The sequence below is a fragment of the uncultured Sphingosinicella sp. genome (genome assembly GCF_963974575.1).
Taxonomy (GTDB): domain Bacteria; phylum Pseudomonadota; class Alphaproteobacteria; order Sphingomonadales; family Sphingomonadaceae; genus Sphingosinicella.
Map to the genome: position 1 here is coordinate 404,760 of NZ_CAXBBQ010000003.1, position 16,933 is coordinate 421,692.

Consider the following 16,933-nt stretch of genomic DNA (forward strand, 5'->3'; position numbering starts at 1 on the left):
ATGGACGAGCTCCTCGAATTTCACAGGGAACTGATCGCCGACATTCAGGGTGATGCCGACGCAAAGGGACTCATCACCGCCGAAGCATTTCTCGAGAAGGTCGGGGAGATCCTGGATGAGGCCGGAGAGGTTTCGTCACTGGATCTGTGTCATTTCGACGGTCGACACGGCAACAAGCCACTTCACCTCGACGCATTCAGCTGGGATGCGGAAGCCGGTGAAGGGGTACTCAGCCTCATTGCCTGCGATTTCGTTCTTTCCGAAGAGCCGCGATCAATAGCGAAAGACGAAATAAATCCGTATCTGCAACGTCTTGCAAATTTCGCTTCGGCCGCAATCAAGCCTGATTTTCGGGAAGCGCTCGAGGAAACGAGCCAGGGGTTCTTTGTCGCCGACCTGATCTCGAGGTCATTGAAGAAGATCGGCAAGATCAAGCTCATTCTCGTGACCAATCGCGTCAACAAGGCCAGAACGGATGCCAGACCCGTCGGCGATATCCGCGGCATTCCCGTCACATCGAACGTCTGGGACCTGCCACGCATCAGCCGGTTTGTCTCGTCGGGACAGACTCGCGAAGAGCTCGTCATCGATTTTGCCGAGGACTATGACGGCGCGATTCCCGTGCTCAAGGCTTCCTTCGACGGCGCGCCGTTCGAAAGCTACATCGCGGTCCTTCCCGGTGTGCAGCTGGCGGCAATCTACGAAAAATGGGGTGCGCGCCTTCTCGAAGCCAATGTCAGAAGTTTCCTGCAGGCAAGGAACAAGGTGAACAGGGGCATTCGCGACACGATACGCGACAAACCCGAGATGTTCTTTTCGTACAACAACGGGCTGACCGCCACTGCCAACAGCGCCGAGATCATCGAAACGGGCGAAGGCCTGTTTCTCATGTCGGCGGAAAACCTGCAGATCGTGAACGGCGGGCAGACAACGGCATCGATCCATGCTGCAAGGAAGCTCGAGCAGCTCAAGGACGTATTCGTCCAGATGAAGCTGACAATCGTGCCGCCGGAGCGCACCGAGGAAATCGTGCCGCGCATCTCGGAATTTGCGAACAGCCAGAACAAGGTCAACGCCGCAGACTTCTTCGCCAACCACCCCTTCCATATCCGCATGCAGGAGTTCTCCCGCCGCGTACTCGCGCCAAGCGGGGCTTCGGGTTACATCGAGACCAAGTGGTTCTACGAACGAGCCCGCGGTCAGTTTGCGGATGAACGGGGACGGCGGTCGATTTCGGAGCGGAAGCGCTTCGACATCGAGTTCCCGAAGGCGCAGTTCTTTACGAAGACCGACCTTGCCAAGTTCGAGAACTCGTGGCGCGGCCTGCCTCATATCGTGAGCCGCGGCGCCCAGAAGAATTTCGGGGAGCTGGCAAAGGCAATCGGCGAGGAATGGGGCCGCAGCGATGCCGGATTCGACGAAACCTGGTACAGGCGCCTGATAGCGAAGGCGATCATCTTCAGGAATCTCGAGCGTATTGTCCCGTACCAGCCCTGGTATGCCGGTGGCTACCGTGCCAACATCGTCACCTATGCCGTTGCAAAGCTGGTTCGCGACGCCGAGGCAATGAACAAGGCTATCGACCTTGATCAGGTCTGGAAGATGCAGCGCGTTCCCGTCATCCTCGAGCGCGCCAGTCTGGTCGCAGCGCAGGCTGCCAATGACGTGATCATCAATCCTCCCGCCGGCATCCGCAACATGAGCGAATGGGCCAAGCAGCAGGCCTGCTGGGCTCAGGTTTCGGGTCGCAGCCTCGCGTACGAAAGGGATTTCCACGACAGTCTGATCGATCCGCAGCAGGCGCGCGTAGTCAAACGTGATGAACGCCGTGAACGCGATGCAAGAAACCGGATCGATGCTCAGGCGGAGGTCGTGCTCCAGGGCGGCGAATACTGGGAAAGGCTGCTTGCTTTCGGGCAGTCTTTGAATCAGCTTACGGAACGCGAACAGGGCATCCTCCGCGCGTGCGCGCAGATCCCGGACCGGGTACCATCAGAACGGCAATGTCAGGTCGCTCTGGAGATCGTGAGCCGCCTTGAGGCCCACTACTGAACTCCTGTCAGTGCCTGCATCGACACGTGGGCTTCAACCATCGAGGATGTCCGAGAGGACTTCGGCGATCTGTCTCGCCAGAAGCGGCGGTACGGCATTCCCGACCTGAACATACTGCTGGGTGCGGTTGCCTTCGAAGAAATAATTGTCCGGGAAAGTCTGCAACCGGGCGGCTTCCCGGACGGTCAAGCTGCGGCACTGCATCGGATCGGGGTGAATGAAGTAGTGCCCATCCTTCGAGATGTGGCTGGTGACTGTCGCCGACGGCGCGTTCCACGACTGCACCCTGAACCGATCGGAAAACTTGCCGCTCTCCCAGTTCCGGTGTGCGGGCGCCAGATCGCGAGGATATTCGTCGGCCTTGGGCGATCGTTCGAACACCTCGGCAAACATCGCCGCGAAGGCGTAGCGGGCAAGGTCGGTTTCCATGTGGCCACGGGTTTCGTGATTTGGAAGCGCCTTCAGGCGTGTGTCGGAAAGCCACGCGCGCAGCCGGCTGTCCTTCGCCGGGACAAGATGACTGCTCGACCGCGGGGGAATTTCATCCATCACTCCGATCTGTTTCGCCCTGTCTGCGAGAGCGCTGGCTACGGCTTTCAGCCACGTGCCCTCGGAACGTGATGACCTGGCGGCGATCCGGAAGGCCGAGATCACGGCCTTTCGCCAGTTCTCCGGCGTGTCCTCGCTCCGACTGAGCCCGCTCCGCAGGGCGGGCATGCCCTCGAGGACACTGGCGACAGATACCCGCGGCACCGGCTCAAGCGTTCGCCCCGGCCCGTCGAGCGCCCCGCCCGAAAGGACGTCGCTGCGGATTCCCAGCAGGATGACGCGATGCCGACACTGCGGAATGCCGAAATCCTCGCAGCGAATGACATGACCGGCCTGCTTCCCGCGCGCGGGAACGAGCGGAAGCAGCGTATAGCTGTCGGCGGAACCACCAGCCGCCCTCAGATCTTCCAGCACCCGATCAAAGATGCTTTCGCCTGCCACGCGCGACGAAAGCATCCCCTTCACGTTTTCCATGACGAAGGCCACAGGCTGGAGACGGCCAAGGATGCGGATATATTCCCTGTACAGGAAATGCCGGTGATCCTTGATGGCATCATAGTCCTTGATGCCTCGATTCCGGGCTCTGCCGACAAGCGAGTATGCCTGGCACGGGGGGCCGCCGATCAGGATCACGTCACCTGCTGCCGTCTCACGGATATGGTCTAGGCGGGGGTCGAGCTCGTTCCGGGCCTTCTCGGTGCCAAGTTCGAGCATCACGGTCTCGTCCACCGCAGCCCGCCATTCGTCCGGGTGGTCCGCGATCAGGTCGTCTCTGGTGATCTCGCCGGCAATGTATCGATAGTAGCTTTTGGGAAGTTTCTCGAACTGCCGCGTAAACGCGCGCAATCTCAGCGTCCTGAACGCCGAAGGCTCCATCTCGACCGACAGCGCAACATCGAAAGTCCTCTTTCCGCTGGACTCGCGCAACGAGGAGAAACCTTCCGCCAGTCCTCCCGGCCCGGCAAACAGATCAACGACCTTGAAGTTGCGACGCATCAGTCCGAAAGTCCCCTTCGCGCCGCTCTCATACCAGGACACGCCAAACTAGCCAGGAGAAAAGAATGGCCGATGTTGTCGATGCAGCGACGCGCTCGAGGATGATGGCCGGGATCGGTGGCAAGAACACCAGGCCGGAAGTGCAGCTCCGGAAGGCAATGCACGCCCTGGGCTTCAGATACCGGCTCCATGATCGGAAACTGCCCGGGAAGCCCGATCTTGTCTTTCCTCGGTATCGGGCTGCAGTGTTCGTCCACGGATGCTTCTGGCATCGGCATGAAGGGTGCCGCTACGCTACAATGCCCGCCACACGGCCGGAGTTCTGGGCTGCCAAGTTCGAGGCCAACGTCGCAAGAGACCGGAGAGCGGAACTGGCCTTGAGCGAAATGGGATGGCGTACGGCGACGGTGTGGGAATGCGCTCTCAGGCGATCATTGGCCAAGGTTGCGGCGCAGATGTCAGAATGGCTGACAAGCGAGACCCCTCTCAAGATTGAAATATCGGACGAGCACTAGAGAAAAGCAGTTAAAGTCGATGGCACCCATCAGTCCTCTACAGCAATCCTCTGTTAGTCAGCCCACTTTCGCCTACCAATCCCACCAACGTACGCACCTGAGTGGAGGACAGTGAGAAGGCTTCAGCAGCTGGCAGCGCATGTGAGACCAGATTAGCCATGCCAGACTTCAATATGTCTCGGGAAACTCCATTCTCGATGATCGCATCAACCCCTTGGTAGGTAAACGTGGCCTTCCCCCGAAAACGTGGTCCATTTTGGTAGTTAGAGTTTCGGCTATTTTGCGCTTGGAAGGAGCGGAGAATGGCACGGAAGAACTACACAGCAGAGCAGATTATCGGGATGCTACGGGAAGCGGAGGTTCGTCTTTCCGGTGGCGAGAAGACTGGTGCGATATGTCGCGGCCTGGGGATATCGGAGCAGAGCTATTACCGATGGCGACGTGAGTATGGCGGGTTGAAGGTAACGCAGGCGGCACGTCTGAAGTCGCTGGAGAAGGAGAATGCGCGGCTCAGGAAGGCAGTGTCGAACCTGACGCTGGATGCGCTGATCCTGAAGGAGGTCATCGAGGGAAAGTACTGAGCCCCTCGCGACGCCGTGCTGGCGTTGCCCATGCCTGTGCGGCGCTCGGCGTGTCCGAGCGTCGTGCTTGCCGGGCGGTCGGCCAGCACCGTTCGACCCAGCGCCGTCCAGCACGGCCACGATCCGATGAGAAGCGCCTGACGGCATCGATCGTCCGGTTAGCATCGCGCTACGGTCGTTATGGCTATCGCCGGATCACCGCCCTGCTACGGCAGGAAGGCTGGACAGTGAACGCCAAAAGGGTTGAGCGCATCTGGCGTCGCGAGGGGCTGAAAGTACCACAGAAGCAGCCTAAGCGCGGCCGCCTCTGGCTGAACGACGGATCATGCGTGCGGCTTCGGCCACGCTATCGTGGCCATGTCTGGAGCTATGACTTCGTCGCGGATCGCACCCACGACGGCAAGGCGTTCCGGATGCTTACCGTGATCGACGAACATAGCCGGGAATGCCTGGCGATCCATGTCCAACGCCAGCTCAAGAGCGATGATGTGCTGGCTGTGCTCACCGATCTGTTCGTGAAGCATGGCCCGCCGGCCCATATCCGCTCCGACAATGGCGCTGAGTTTACCGCCAATGCCGTGCGGGAGTGGCTTGGCAGGATCGGCGTAATGACCCTCTACATCGAACCCGGATCACCTTGGGAGAATGGATACTGCGAAAGCTTCAACGGCAAGCTGCGCGACGAGCTGCTCAACGGGGAGATCTTCTATACACTCAGGGAGGCCCAGATCCTGATCGGGCGCTGGCGTGAGCATTACAATACCATCCGACCACACAGCTCGATCGGCTATCTCCCACCGGCACCCGAAGCCATCTTGCCTCGCCCTGCTGGTCTGCCCTACGCTCCGCTCCGGTCAGCCCAGCAGGGCGACCATAACCGCCGGAACTCTAACTTATCCGGTGGACCCGCCTAATGGGGCAGGCCAGATTCCCCAACCCTCCTGCCAGGTTAGTGAGACAGCCGCCTTCGTGAAGCCGACCGTGTTCTTTGATGAGATCAGCTTCCCGCTCCAAACAGGCGAGCTGGTCAGCGGCGTCAAAATGGGTGTCGATCCGATAAAGGACTTGATCGCCATCTCGGATGAGCTTGCGAATGACATTGCACTTGAAAGGATTCGACTCGCCGACAGGATGGTTGCGCCGGGCCTCTGCTTCATGTTCCAAAACACGGCGGTTTAGCCCCTTACCGACATAAAACGGACGCCCGTCTGGCCGACAAAGGACGTAGACATAGAATCTGCCAGAAATCGTCCGCAGGAACGACTCGACCGCTCGGCGATCACCTTCGAAAATCATAACGACTATGGATTCCTCATATGGGGAGACCATACGTGCAGAGCACAATGGCAAAGCAGCAAACACCAAGCCAAAAATAGGTCCGTGTACTTTGTCTCAGATCCGAGGAAGCAGAAAAGCGTAAGTGCCCATCCTCATCGTTTCCGTCGGTCGATTTGAAGCCGGCTCGGAACTAAAGGGCATCGGATATCCTTGTCTGCAGGTCTGGTCCTACGCGCCGGAAACCGAGAAGCCTGGCTGCAGTACGAATCAAGTCCGCATCATCACCACCCGCGTTGTCCTCGCGCGCGATATCCAACGCGGCCTTTACCTCGAGCATAGAAATATTCGCCGCCTTCAATGTAGCGCCGTTCTCAAGGGAGCGGTCACGAACAGGCGGCGCCTCCAACTGATCGTGTGTGAACCAGAATGTCCCGTCGGACAGCAGTTGGCTGTCCTGTGACCTCGCGCGGACAAGTGCTGCACGTGTGGCGGTAATTATCCGCGATCCGGCTTTCTCCTTTCCGAAGCAGGATGCGATTCGCCGTGCCGCCTCCTCAATGTGAATGGGGCCTTCTGCCTCTACGATCCGCTTGACGAGTTCGGCCAATGTCGCGGTGCTCACCTCATGTGGCTCCTGAGAGCTGCTCACCGGGAAAACCGCGCGCTGATATGCAGGCATCTTGCGCTCGACGATGTCCGGAATTGCGATTATCGGTTGCGGCTCGATCGGCTCGATGGACACCGGCCGTGCTCGGTTCGCGCCATTCACTTTGATGCCGGCTTCGGCCGCATCCTTCGCGGCAACAAGTACGTGGCGCAACCGTTCGATCTCCGCGCGCCGGTTGTAGAACCAGTCAGTGCTCCAGATGCGGTGGAAGCGCCAGCCGAGGTGCTCCAGCACGTCCTGCCGCAGGCGGTCGCGCTCGCGCGCCCAGAGCGCACTGTGATAGGCGGCACCGTCACATTCAACCGCGAGCACGTAGGTCCCCGGCCGGTCGGGATGGCGAACGCCGATATCGATACGGAATCCGGCAGATCCAACCTGCGGATCGGCAAGGAAACCGAGGCTGCGAATCACGTCTGCGACGTCTTCCTCGAACGGCGTGTCGGCTCCGAGCCCCGTGGGCAGGTACTCATCGAGCTGGCCAGTCTTGGCGAACTCCAGGAAGCGCTTGAGGATGCGTGGTCCTTCGCCAGCCGTCCTGCTGACATCAATATCGCCGGGATCGAAGGAAGCGAAGACTTCGCAGCGGATGCGGGCCCGGGTGAAGAGAACATTGAGCCTGCGCTCCCCTCCCTCGCCATTCACCGGGCCGAAGGACATGCTGGTGAGCCTTCCTCCCGCGACCGCTGGACCATAGCCGACGCTGACAAGGATGACATCGCGCTCGTCGCCCTGAACGTTTTCGATGTTCTTGACGAAGATGTCCTCTGCCTGCCCCTCCCGCATGAAGCCGTCCAGAATGGAATCCCCGCGGCGAGCCAGTTCCAGCAGCTCGGTAATGAGGTTCCGCTGCGCGAACGAGAAGGTCACGATCCCTAGCGACATACTGGGATTCTTACGCGCATGCTCCGCGACCCGGGCGACGATCGCCTCCCCCTCCTTGCGATTGTCACGTTTGCCCCCCTTGTCGTACACGCCAGCGACTTGCGTGAAGCACAGTCCAAAGGCAGGGTCGGCCTGAAGCGGGGATGGCGGAAGGATGAGCCCGTCTTCGTAGAACTCACGGTTCGAAACCTTGATCAGCGAGGGGTCGCGCGAACGATAGTGCCACTGGAGCATTCGCGAACCAAGCCCGCGCGCCTCACAGAGGGTTAGCACACTCTCCATTGCCGCTACCTTTGCGGCACCCGCCAGCAGTTCCGGTTCATCTTCATCGGCATCGTCGTTCGCTGCGAGCCTGTCAAAGAACGAGGAGGGTGGAAGCTGCTTCTGATCACCCACAACGACGATCTGCCCGGCGCGGGCGATCGCCCCCAGCGCGTCTTCTGGACGTACCTGGCTGGCCTCGTCGATGACGAGCAGATCAAACGTCAGCGCTCCTGGTGGGAGGAACTGAGCGACGGAGATTGGGCTCATCAATAACACCGGCTTGATCCGCTGGATCGCGGTGCCGGCGCGCTCGAACAGCCGTCGAATCGCCAGATGGCGCATCTTCTTGCCGATCTCGCTTCGGATCACGCCCATCTCGCCTTGAGCCCCCTGAGGAACCTGAGTCAGATGGCTGGCCAGAATATCGGTAACATTATCCGACAGGCGCTTCCGTTCCAGCTCAGCGAACGTCGTCACCAGCTCGTGGCGCTTTTCCATTGGGAGCTCGCGAAGGACCGGGGACTGGTCAAGCGCCTGGCGCCACAACTTCTCGGCGCGCGCGAACCGTAGTTCTACCGCCGCGGCAGGACCGTCGATCGCGCCTGTTCGCATGCGCTCCGCCAACTCAAGTAGCCCGGCGTCAGCCATCTTTCGATGCATGCGGGCGAGTTGCACCCATCCCGCGTATCGGTCCGTAGCGGCCGCCATTTCCCGGAGACGGAGGACAATTGCCCTGATTTCGACCTGATCGAAACGCTCGATTCCAAAGACCGCCGGGTCTAGATCGAGGAATTCGGCCGCAGCGGTGAAAGCTGGTTGCGCGGATGCCAAAGCCTCGCGGAGGCTGCGCAACATTATCGTCGCCGTTCCAGAACCGGCAACCCGAGTTGCCGCAACGGCCGCCACTGCGAGCGATGCTTGAGAGAGATTATTGCACCACATCGAGATCGCGATCAGTGATGAGAAGTCGCTCCGTTCTCCACGCCAGTCGTCACCAAGAATGCTGGCACCGTATGTTTGATCCGCCTCCCAGATCGCTCGCTTGCTTCCGACTTCGGCAAGTGCATCAATCAGGGCCACGCGATCAGCAGCGGCCTTCGGCAGAGGCCCCCGAAGCAGGCCGGCAAGCTCGCGCGACGCTCCGCGATAGGCCCCGCCCAGTCGAGAGAAGAACGAGTTGCATCCTGCAACAAGCGGTCCACGCAGTCTCGCCACCGGATGGGCAAACGCCGCATCGGTGAAGGTCGGCACCTGCGCCTCATACGCCGAGCGCCATTCGGCCCCGGCGTACAAGAGTTGTTGCAGTCGTACGGGGTCGGATGCATCGAGCATCATTACGGCGGTCCGCCCGGCGCCTTGGGGCAGCCCCTCAAGGCGCGAGAGCAAATCGGCCAGCGCGTCTGCCGTTTCCAACGTGCCAGGCTGGGACAAGCCCAGCTCGATAAGCGGCTGATCAACGGCCGCGGCGAGTTGCTCCAACGCCGACGCGGCATTCGTCAGTACAGTGGCGAGGCGGGCGAGGTCCACCGGTTGCAGGTCGAGATTGCGGGCACCTTCGAACGGGTGGGGTGCCTCGACACCCTCCTTGATCAGAAGATCGCCATAGCGCTCGATAGCCACCACCAGGTCGGCTTCCTGGTCCCGCGTCAGCCCAAGCAACGGCTCTGCATCCATCGCTGGCGGTGCGGCCCCCATGCCGATGTAGCGAACCTGGCGACTGAGTGCCGAGAATGCCGTCTCACCGGTGGAGCCGATCGGCTGATGCAGGGCTCTGGCGATGTCGTTAAGTCGGTCCCGCACGCTGGTGAGCGTGTGCGGCGGGTCAGGCATTCTCGGGATGGCCGAGGCTTGTGAAATCGTGCGGGCCAGCTCGCCCAGGACGATCTTCTTGTTTGCCGTGCGCGAATGGAGCTCGAGGCAGATATCCCGTAGGCCGACCTTGACCAGGCGATCGTGCACGACAGAGAGCGCTGCCATCTTCTCCGCTACGAACAGGACCCGTTTCCCGTCTTTCGCGGCGGCCGCCAGGATGTTCGTAATTGTCTGAGATTTGCCGGTTCCAGGTGGACCCTGAACCACGAGGTTGCGGCCTGAGCGAACTTCCTCGATGACCTGGGCCTGAGAGGCATCCGCATCGACCACGTGGAAGATCCGTTCAGGTGGTAGCACGTCGTCGAGCCGGTCCTCGGACCCGAATAGAGGACGTTCGCTTTCGAAGCCCTCGTATAGCAGCCCTCGTGTCAGTGGATGGTTGGCCAAAGCCTCGTCCGGCCATGATTTAACATCAAGGTCGCGGTACATCAGCAGCTTTCTGAAGCTGAAGAACCCAAGTTGTATCGCGTCCCGATCGACCCGCCACCTGTCGCGGGAGGAGATCACCGCCTCGACACGCGCGAAATAGCTCGACGGATCCCACTCCTCTTCGGCTTCGATTTCGGGAAGGACGATACCAAAGTCGTCCTTGAGTCTTTGCTGCAACGGGAGATTCGTCATGATGTCGTCGTCGCGCATGCGCACATCGTAGGTGGAGGTGCGTGCGTTGCGGACGAGTTCAACGGGGAGCAATACCAATGGCGCTTCGCGCTCGATCCCGGAATTGCGGTCCTCGAACCAGGTCAGGAAGCCGAGCGCCATATAAAGGATATTGACGCCACTCTCCTCCTCGGCCGTCTGCGCCTCTCGTGCGATCTTCAGCAGTTTCTTCTGCAGGGAGTCAGGCCCCAGCCGCGTTTCGAGCTGAACATCGGTGTATCGATCTGCGCCTGGGTCTTCCCCCGCCGAAGCGAGATGGACGGCATCCTCATCATCGGTCTTGTCCTGTCCGATCGCGAGGAACCGCATGGTCCGTGAACCAGACAGGATATCGTAAACGTCATCGGACCGCTCGTTGACGATGTTGATGACATTGCCGCGCGTATTCGCCCGATTGACGTGAACGAGACGATTTCGCGTGCCGGTCTCGACAAGTCGCCGACGTGTTTCGTCAAATAGTCTTGCGACCTCGGTTCGTCCTGATTTCCCGGACGCCGCTCCACCTGTCTGCACTGTAGCCATCATCAACCCCAAACCGCCCTATTGGCGGCTACCCGAATTACACCTCATGCCGTCCAAGCGCGCCCCTTACCAGAGCCGGATCAGCCAGCCCGTTCAAGCGCCTCGCGCTCGACTTCGTCGCGCAGCGCTTCGGTGCTCACTGATGCCGGCTCAAGTTTCCCGTCGGCGATTTTTGGCGGCTTCGGTTGCCACGCCGTCAGCCGCTCGCCCACGTTGGCGTGGAATTGACTCGCCGACTTGATAAGCTCAGCTACGATGATCTTTCTCTGGGCGAACTTCGCACCGAGGTCACGCACCATCAGCACCTCGAAGGAGGCCACCACCATGCCGGGGCGGTCTGCGGTAGCAATTTCCGGGTTGGCCGCGAGTACACTCAACGGGTACTGAGTGGCCTTGGCCCGGCCTGGCCAGAACAGTCGGACATGAAGGTCCTTCGCGTCGGTATCCGCGAGTTGCTTCAGCAGCCAGGACAGGCGCGCCTTTGTCGATTTCCGGTCGTCCGGCGCTCTGAGCCACATTGACAGGCTCACAACGCGTTTTCCGAAATCAGCACGAACCTGCATTGGCGCGGCGGCATGGGGCACCATGATGTCCGCAACAAGCGATGTGTCCGCCGTTAAAGAGGTCAGCGCTTTCTTCAGGCGCAACGTTGGATCGGTCGCCTCGGCTCGCATCATCAAGATGCGCACATGGCGGCCAACTTGCCGACTAAGAACCGTCGTTATGCGATCGAGCAGTTGATGCCAGGAGCCCACGACATCCTGGCATTGCTGGTTCTTGGTGCTGATCACACCGCCGGCGGCAACACTTTCGCAAAGTTCGGACCATGCAGCCGGCATCTGGTCAAACTCTTTCACTCCAGAGCTAGGGTGCAGCAGGAAGCGCTGAAGTTCGGATAGCAGGATGATCTGTTCCCGATCATCAACCTCGCCCGATTCCTGCAGTAAATGCGCCTGGGTGATCACGCTGCCCCAAGACCAGTGGAACAGGGCCACCTTGCTCGTCAATTTCGAACTAACGCTCAGCGGATGGTGCGTAGGTAAGGGCGTGAACTGGTTCGACAGCGTGATAACGGCGTCAATGCCGTTCAACTTTGCGAGGGTGAGATATGCTTCAATCTGCGCATTTGTGAGCTCGGCAGCACCAACCTTCGCCTCGACCAGCGCAGTCCACGTGGACTTGCCGGTATTCACGACGATCAGGCCGTCTGGTCGATGCTTGGCGTCGGCGGCACTCTTAGCCAGGACAACCTCGGTGAACGTATCGATACGGCCGCGTGTGCCGATCTTTTGTCCGAGCCCGCTAAGCAAGGCCCGGCCGAAGCCGCCGACGCTCTCGAGACAGGCGAGGAAAATAGAGAGCGTCCGACCCTCTTTCGACGTTTCGGTCAATACAGGAAACAGCCGGGCCGGCTCTCCCGAGAGTACAAAATCCGGCATTTTCCCCATTATGACACCCCCTTACTTCGGAGGCAAAGTTACACGCAATCGCTGCTTGAGCAAGACCTAGTATCGCACTATTCCATACCAAAGTATCCAAACGCCTCATTTGCAGCGAAGGCACTACATTCATTTGCGCAATATTTTGGGGAGACAGCATCTTGAGCTTCAATGAAGGGCCTTGGCAGAACCAGCCTCCAGCTGCCAATCCTTCGTTGTTAGCCTTCACCTCGTTAGTGTCGCTCCCCACGCGCCACCCTTGATACATCCAGCTTCGTGGACCGTGACGGCAGCCGCCGACATAGCGGTCGTTCCGAGGACCTGGCCGTGCCGTCGAAACCTGCCCTACGTTCAACGGCTACCGCTGACGGCAAGTGACCGGATGCTGACAGGCAGCAACGGGCGAAGTGTGAGGGATTACTGCCCTTCAACAGCAATCACCGCGCAGTTCAGTGATAGCGAACCGCAAGCGCTTTTAGCTCACCTTGTTGCACTAGCCCTGACATCCACGCTCAATTTCACGAATTTCCGAGGCTTGCTGCGCGGCTCATCTGGTCGTTGTTCAGCCGAGCTGCTAGTCCATAATCATGACACATCCGCGCGCAGGCTTTCCTTTCGGCATCCACGATCTTGAAAGTGGCCTTTACGAATCAGCACATTGGATTTGGGACAGGCGCGCAACCGCGAAGCGAACGGGATTTCCGTTCGGCGAGGAGACCGTAACCGAGACCATATTAATGGACCTCGGCAGCATTCTTTCGCACTCTGTGCACATCGTTCCTTTCAACAAAGTCGAAGAGGGCAAAGTCGGCGCAGATTGGGAATGGTGCCTCTACGATCACGCAAACAACCGGTATCTTCGTTTCTTGGTGCAGGCGAAACTGCTCGATGATCAAGATCAGCTATATGCCCACGTCGATCGCTACATTGGCAATAGCGGGGTCCGGCAGATTGATCGGCTTGCGGACACGTCCAAGCGCCGCGGTGTGCCGGCCATATACGTGTTCTATAACCACGTCACCGATTCCTCACGCGTTCCAACCGACACGTGTAAGTGCCACGCCTGCCTGCATTGCTGGGGTGCGAGCGTGGCCCCCTTGCCTGCTGTTCTTGCCCTCCTTCCTGATAAGAGTTTCGATACGTTGAGTGGTGTGTCGTTTCCTTGGCTATGCCTGCTTTGTGCAGGCCAGGGAGGCCGGCGATCGGAGGATACCATTGATAACGCCATCGCCGGCCTCCAACGCCTGGATCAACTCTCGCGCGAGCGTCTTGGTGATCTCTATTTGGACATTCCTCGGCCGCCAGAGCAGCCTGACCGCGAGCCGCCGGATTATCTTGCCTTCTTGTCGGATGCCAGCACTCGGAAGTTCGATGAATCATCCGACGCAACGCGTGAAAAACTTCGGGCTGCACACCCTGGCCTAGACGGTGTGGTACTTGTAGATGTTGCGGCGCCGCGTCCGGACTTTGAAGCCTAACCGTCGTGGATGCCGCCTCTTGAATTGCGAAAACATGATGGAGGGTGTGACGATTGCTTCTCTCACCTGGCGGCGATGTAGTGCGTTGCTGCCGGCTGACCGCGCCGACAAAGCTGCCGTAGCCGACGCAGCTCGAGACCCTCAAAAGCGGCCGTCCGTTCACCCGCAGATGGTGAAGCCGCGCGTGCCGAGACTGCCGATTGGTCTGATGATCCGGCGGGCCGCTCGTAATGATCCCTAGCCTTGCGGTAGCGCAAAGAAGTACGAGAAAAAGCCACTTCGCGCTCGACGAACGCGGACGAAGGACGATATTCGCAGCGGCATCGTTCGCTGTTGGAGTAATTCATGGCCGAAGAGTTTTCACCCGCAGTTCGTCTCCTCTCGGATCAGATGTCGATTCGGGTAGAAGTTCGCGAGAAGTTCAAGGCCGAGTTCCCTGAGCTTACGGATGCGCATCAGCTTGCCTTGAGCGCACTGGCGGCGGTCATCACCAGGCACGTGGCGAAAAAGATTGAGGCAGCTTCCCCCGATGTGGAGGGGCAGATCGCCCTCATTGCTCAGTTCCTGACTGGCGTCGACATTTGCGAGAGCGCGATTGCCGAAGGCCTATACTCTCAGGGAGCGGCACTTCTCAAGCAGGAGCTGGAGACGGTGGCGGCCATTGAGGAATATCGCGAAGGGCGCCGAGCCGACGGCAAGACACCGAGGATTGGCATCGGTGTTACGCAAGGACATGGCCCGGTTTACGGACGGCTCAACGAGATCAGTCACGTGTCGCGCCATGAAGTGGCGAAGGGCCTCGTGACAGGGCAGATCAGGGATCTCGTGGGCGCCAGTATCGTCCCGATCTTCATCGCCGAACTCGCCGCCTTCCTCTATAGCCAGCATGTCCTCTACATCGGCCTCGTCGTGCAACACGCCGACCGGCTATTTACTGCGATCTACGGCGCTGGGCTCAATAACGAGGAGCGAGAACAAGTTTCGTTGGCGCAGTTTCTACTGTTGAAGAAGGGCTACATCGAGATTCCCGCTGATGCGCTCGGCCCGGGACCGGATCTGGTTCGCAGCATTATCGCCGAACGCGATCAGCCGGAGTACGAGGCGGCCTCCGCTCGACCAGCAACGCCCAAGCGGCCTGGAAGCGGAAGTTGAAGTGAGCTTCTTCGCAGTGGGCGCGAACCTCGGCCGCTTACGAAGGCCAAATTGTCGCCCGCAACCGTTGTTTATCATCGCGCTGACATCGCTCCGCGTTCGCTATATTGCCGCGATCGGCCAATTCGCGCGGTGCAGAACGGCACTGCCGTTCCCGCCGACTAACCGGTCATTCGGCCACTCGAAACGTATCCCTGAAGGCGTAACCCGGACAGCCATGTTGATCGGGATTTTTTCGCGGCTCCCTTAGCCGGGATCGAAGAGGTCCACCTGCAGTTGACGGGCCACGCGGCGAATACCTGTCGCTAGGCTGTACCGGCTACCGCCACCTGTCACGAACTGTGCCCCATAAGTGTGTACACCGACGCCCAAGCCGGACTTCGTTCGCCACAGCATCCCGCTATGCCCAGGGAAACTTCCGGCGCCGGTCATTCGAATCAGCATATCGGTGCGGCGGCCAAGGATCACAGCCTCGACCGCGTCGATCGCACCTTCGATCGGTGCACCGGCGCCGCGACCCACGACCGCCAGGCCCCGACGTGGCGGCGGCCCGATCGGCAGTGGCGGTGCGCTCCGCGCCTGGTCGATCATCTCGCGATGGACTAGACCGGCGAAGCCGGCATCGACGAAACCGAAGTTTCCGGGAAGGCCGAAGCCCGGTGCCTCGACCGCGAACATCGTCTGGCCAACCTCGACATACTTATTCTGGGCTGCATCCCAAACTCCAATGGGGCTAATCGTATGGGGATCACCATCCTCGCCGCGGAGGCAATGCGCGCAACTGACGATATGGAACATGCCCTCTGTGCGAGCGAAGGCCGTGACGACGCCCTTTGTGGCGAGATCGCTGATGAAATAGGGAGCCGCGCCGAACTCGAGCCGCAATTCACCGATCTCGACGACATCCGTCGGTATGCGCTGGCCTCCATGCTCCACATAGGCCGGCACATGGCTGCTGGTCCGGAGATCGGTCAATGGCAACTTGCGATCGACAAATACCACCAAGGCTGCCGTATTGATGACATCGCCGCCACGACGCTTTACGCCAAGTCCGGTTCCAACGACATTCGGCAGACGGAGAAGCCGGTCGTGACGCGACTCGCGTGCGAAACGCAGCGTGCCGAGATTAGTCCTGCGCACCGCGATTGGTCAGCGTGCTCATCGGGACCGCACGCAGACTGGTACCATTCTCATCCATGATGACCTCGTAGAGCGAAAGTGTCGGTGGCGCCTCCGGCTTTGGCTTCAGATCGGTTATTGTCACATCGAGCTTCGCTTCCGCCGCCCGGATACGCGCCCAGACCGGTTTCGCCGCCTCGCCCGGGTCCTCTGTGCCCGGCTTGATCGCCGTCAGGCGCTTCTTGATATCCTCGAGCGCCGCGATGACCGCCTCAACGGTCGAGGCATTCGTCCCTGGCGCATCCAGCGCGGCAGCCGCATCGTCAAGCTGCGGCGGCAAACGCCGAAGCCCCGCAAGCTGGCTTGGATTTAGGATCGAAGCCACTCCTCGTTCCTGCGCAATGGCAGTTAGGTCAGCACTTACCTCACGAAGGGCTTTTGCAACCGCCGGCAAGTCGGATGCCTCCTCCCTGATGTCGGCGGCCTCAGCGCGGGTCTTTGCGGCGGTTGCAAGCTGCCCTGGAATGCCGGCAAGCGCGGTGATTGCCTCGGTAATCTTTGGATCGGTCTCTTGGTTTGCGCTGACAAGGATGCCATTCGAGAAGGTCAGGCCAAGTTTCGACGAACCAAATCCGGCACTCATGACCGCGTAGCGCGGCTGACTTAGGTCGGGCAGATAAATAACTTGGACATCGTTGGGTTTGTCCTTTGCTCCTGTTCGGCTTACAAGAAGATAGGGTTTTGGTGGGTAATAAAGGATACCCGTCTTGCTAGACGGCGATAGGTCGGGCTTTGTATAGGTCTCAACATGCCCACACCCAGACAGCACAAGACCAATTAACAATGACAGTATGATTTTTGCCCTTCGCATACGATCCCCCGTTCGCACCATAAAGAAGATGATCAA

General features: G+C 59.8%; 11 protein-coding genes. 6 read left to right on the top strand and 5 right to left on the bottom strand.

Features of this window, described 5'->3' with window-relative positions:
- Complete coding sequence (locus tag AAC014_RS07725) at positions 1–2,052, top strand: AIPR family protein (protein ID WP_339706441.1); 2,052 nt, start codon at positions 1–3, stop codon at positions 2,050–2,052.
- 33 nt (positions 2,053–2,085) lie between these two features.
- On the opposite strand, the gene AAC014_RS07730 is transcribed toward AAC014_RS07725, so the two are convergent.
- On the bottom strand, positions 2,086–3,597 hold the full coding sequence (locus AAC014_RS07730) for a DNA cytosine methyltransferase (protein ID WP_339706444.1): 1,512 nt from the start codon (positions 3,595–3,597) through the stop codon (positions 2,086–2,088).
- 65 nt (positions 3,598–3,662) lie between these two features.
- On the opposite strand from AAC014_RS07730, the gene AAC014_RS07735 reads away from it, so the two are divergent.
- The 3 genes from AAC014_RS07735 to AAC014_RS07745 all read left to right on the top strand — a co-directional run bounded on the left by AAC014_RS07735 (position 3,663) and on the right by AAC014_RS07745 (position 5,872).
- Positions 3,663–4,112 carry a very short patch repair endonuclease gene (locus tag AAC014_RS07735; protein WP_339706447.1) on the top strand — a complete coding sequence of 150 codons (450 nt, stop codon included), beginning with the start codon at positions 3,663–3,665 and terminating at the stop codon, positions 4,110–4,112.
- A gap of 302 nt (positions 4,113–4,414) precedes the next feature.
- Positions 4,415–5,607 (top strand): IS3 family transposase gene (locus AAC014_RS07740; RefSeq protein WP_339706450.1). Its coding sequence is split into 2 segments (ribosomal slippage): positions 4,415–4,676 and positions 4,676–5,607, totalling 1,194 coding nucleotides; the frame shifts between segments, so codons are not numbered across the junction.
- Between the two features lie 55 nt (positions 5,608–5,662).
- The gene (locus AAC014_RS07745) at positions 5,663–5,872 is read left to right on the top strand and encodes a hypothetical protein (protein WP_339706453.1); all 210 of its coding nucleotides are present in this window, start codon (positions 5,663–5,665) and stop codon (positions 5,870–5,872) included.
- A 289-nt stretch (positions 5,873–6,161) separates the two neighbouring features.
- Here AAC014_RS07745 and AAC014_RS07750 read toward each other — a convergent pair whose 3' ends face one another.
- Both AAC014_RS07750 and AAC014_RS07755 read right to left on the bottom strand, forming a co-directional pair.
- On the bottom strand, positions 6,162–10,838 hold the full coding sequence (locus AAC014_RS07750; protein WP_339706456.1) for a DUF3320 domain-containing protein: 4,677 nt from the start codon (positions 10,836–10,838) through the stop codon (positions 6,162–6,164).
- An 80-nt stretch (positions 10,839–10,918) separates the two neighbouring features.
- The gene (locus AAC014_RS07755) at positions 10,919–12,286 is read right to left on the bottom strand and encodes a hypothetical protein (RefSeq protein WP_339706459.1); all 1,368 of its coding nucleotides are present in this window, start codon (positions 12,284–12,286) and stop codon (positions 10,919–10,921) included.
- 578 nt (positions 12,287–12,864) lie between these two features.
- Between AAC014_RS07755 and AAC014_RS07760 the strand changes: the two genes are divergently transcribed.
- Both AAC014_RS07760 and AAC014_RS07765 read left to right on the top strand, forming a co-directional pair.
- Positions 12,865–13,755 carry a DUF6615 family protein gene (locus AAC014_RS07760; RefSeq protein ID WP_339706461.1) on the top strand — a complete coding sequence of 297 codons (891 nt, stop codon included), beginning with the start codon at positions 12,865–12,867 and terminating at the stop codon, positions 13,753–13,755.
- A 345-nt stretch (positions 13,756–14,100) separates the two neighbouring features.
- Complete coding sequence (locus AAC014_RS07765; protein WP_339706463.1) at positions 14,101–14,907, top strand: hypothetical protein; 807 nt, start codon at positions 14,101–14,103, stop codon at positions 14,905–14,907.
- A 246-nt stretch (positions 14,908–15,153) separates the two neighbouring features.
- Here the strand turns inward: AAC014_RS07765 and AAC014_RS07770 are convergent, their stop codons facing one another.
- Entirely contained in the window at positions 15,154–16,047 is an 894-nt protein-coding gene (locus AAC014_RS07770) for a hypothetical protein (protein ID WP_339706465.1), read from the bottom strand.
- The gene (locus AAC014_RS07775) at positions 16,034–16,897 is read right to left on the bottom strand and encodes a hypothetical protein (RefSeq protein ID WP_339706467.1); all 864 of its coding nucleotides are present in this window, start codon (positions 16,895–16,897) and stop codon (positions 16,034–16,036) included. The genes AAC014_RS07770 and AAC014_RS07775 overlap by 14 nt, the downstream gene beginning before the upstream one ends.
- Positions 16,898–16,933: the final 36 nt, after the last annotated feature.

What these genes read in the sequence shown, in the direction of transcription:
- AAC014_RS07725 (WP_339706441.1), top strand. Translation starts at nt 1, where the DNA reads ATGGACGAGCTCCTCGAATTTCACAGGGAACTGATCGCCGACATTCAG.
- AAC014_RS07730 (WP_339706444.1), bottom strand. Translation starts at nt 3,597, where the DNA reads ATGCGTCGCAACTTCAAGGTCGTTGATCTGTTTGCCGGGCCGGGAGGA.
- AAC014_RS07735 (WP_339706447.1), top strand. Translation starts at nt 3,663, where the DNA reads ATGGCCGATGTTGTCGATGCAGCGACGCGCTCGAGGATGATGGCCGGG.
- AAC014_RS07750 (WP_339706456.1), bottom strand. Translation starts at nt 10,838, where the DNA reads ATGGCTACAGTGCAGACAGGTGGAGCGGCGTCCGGGAAATCAGGACGA.
- AAC014_RS07755 (WP_339706459.1), bottom strand. Translation starts at nt 12,286, where the DNA reads ATGGGGAAAATGCCGGATTTTGTACTCTCGGGAGAGCCGGCCCGGCTG.
- AAC014_RS07760 (WP_339706461.1), top strand. Translation starts at nt 12,865, where the DNA reads ATGACACATCCGCGCGCAGGCTTTCCTTTCGGCATCCACGATCTTGAA.
- AAC014_RS07765 (WP_339706463.1), top strand. Translation starts at nt 14,101, where the DNA reads ATGGCCGAAGAGTTTTCACCCGCAGTTCGTCTCCTCTCGGATCAGATG.
- AAC014_RS07775 (WP_339706467.1), bottom strand. Translation starts at nt 16,897, where the DNA reads ATGCGAAGGGCAAAAATCATACTGTCATTGTTAATTGGTCTTGTGCTG.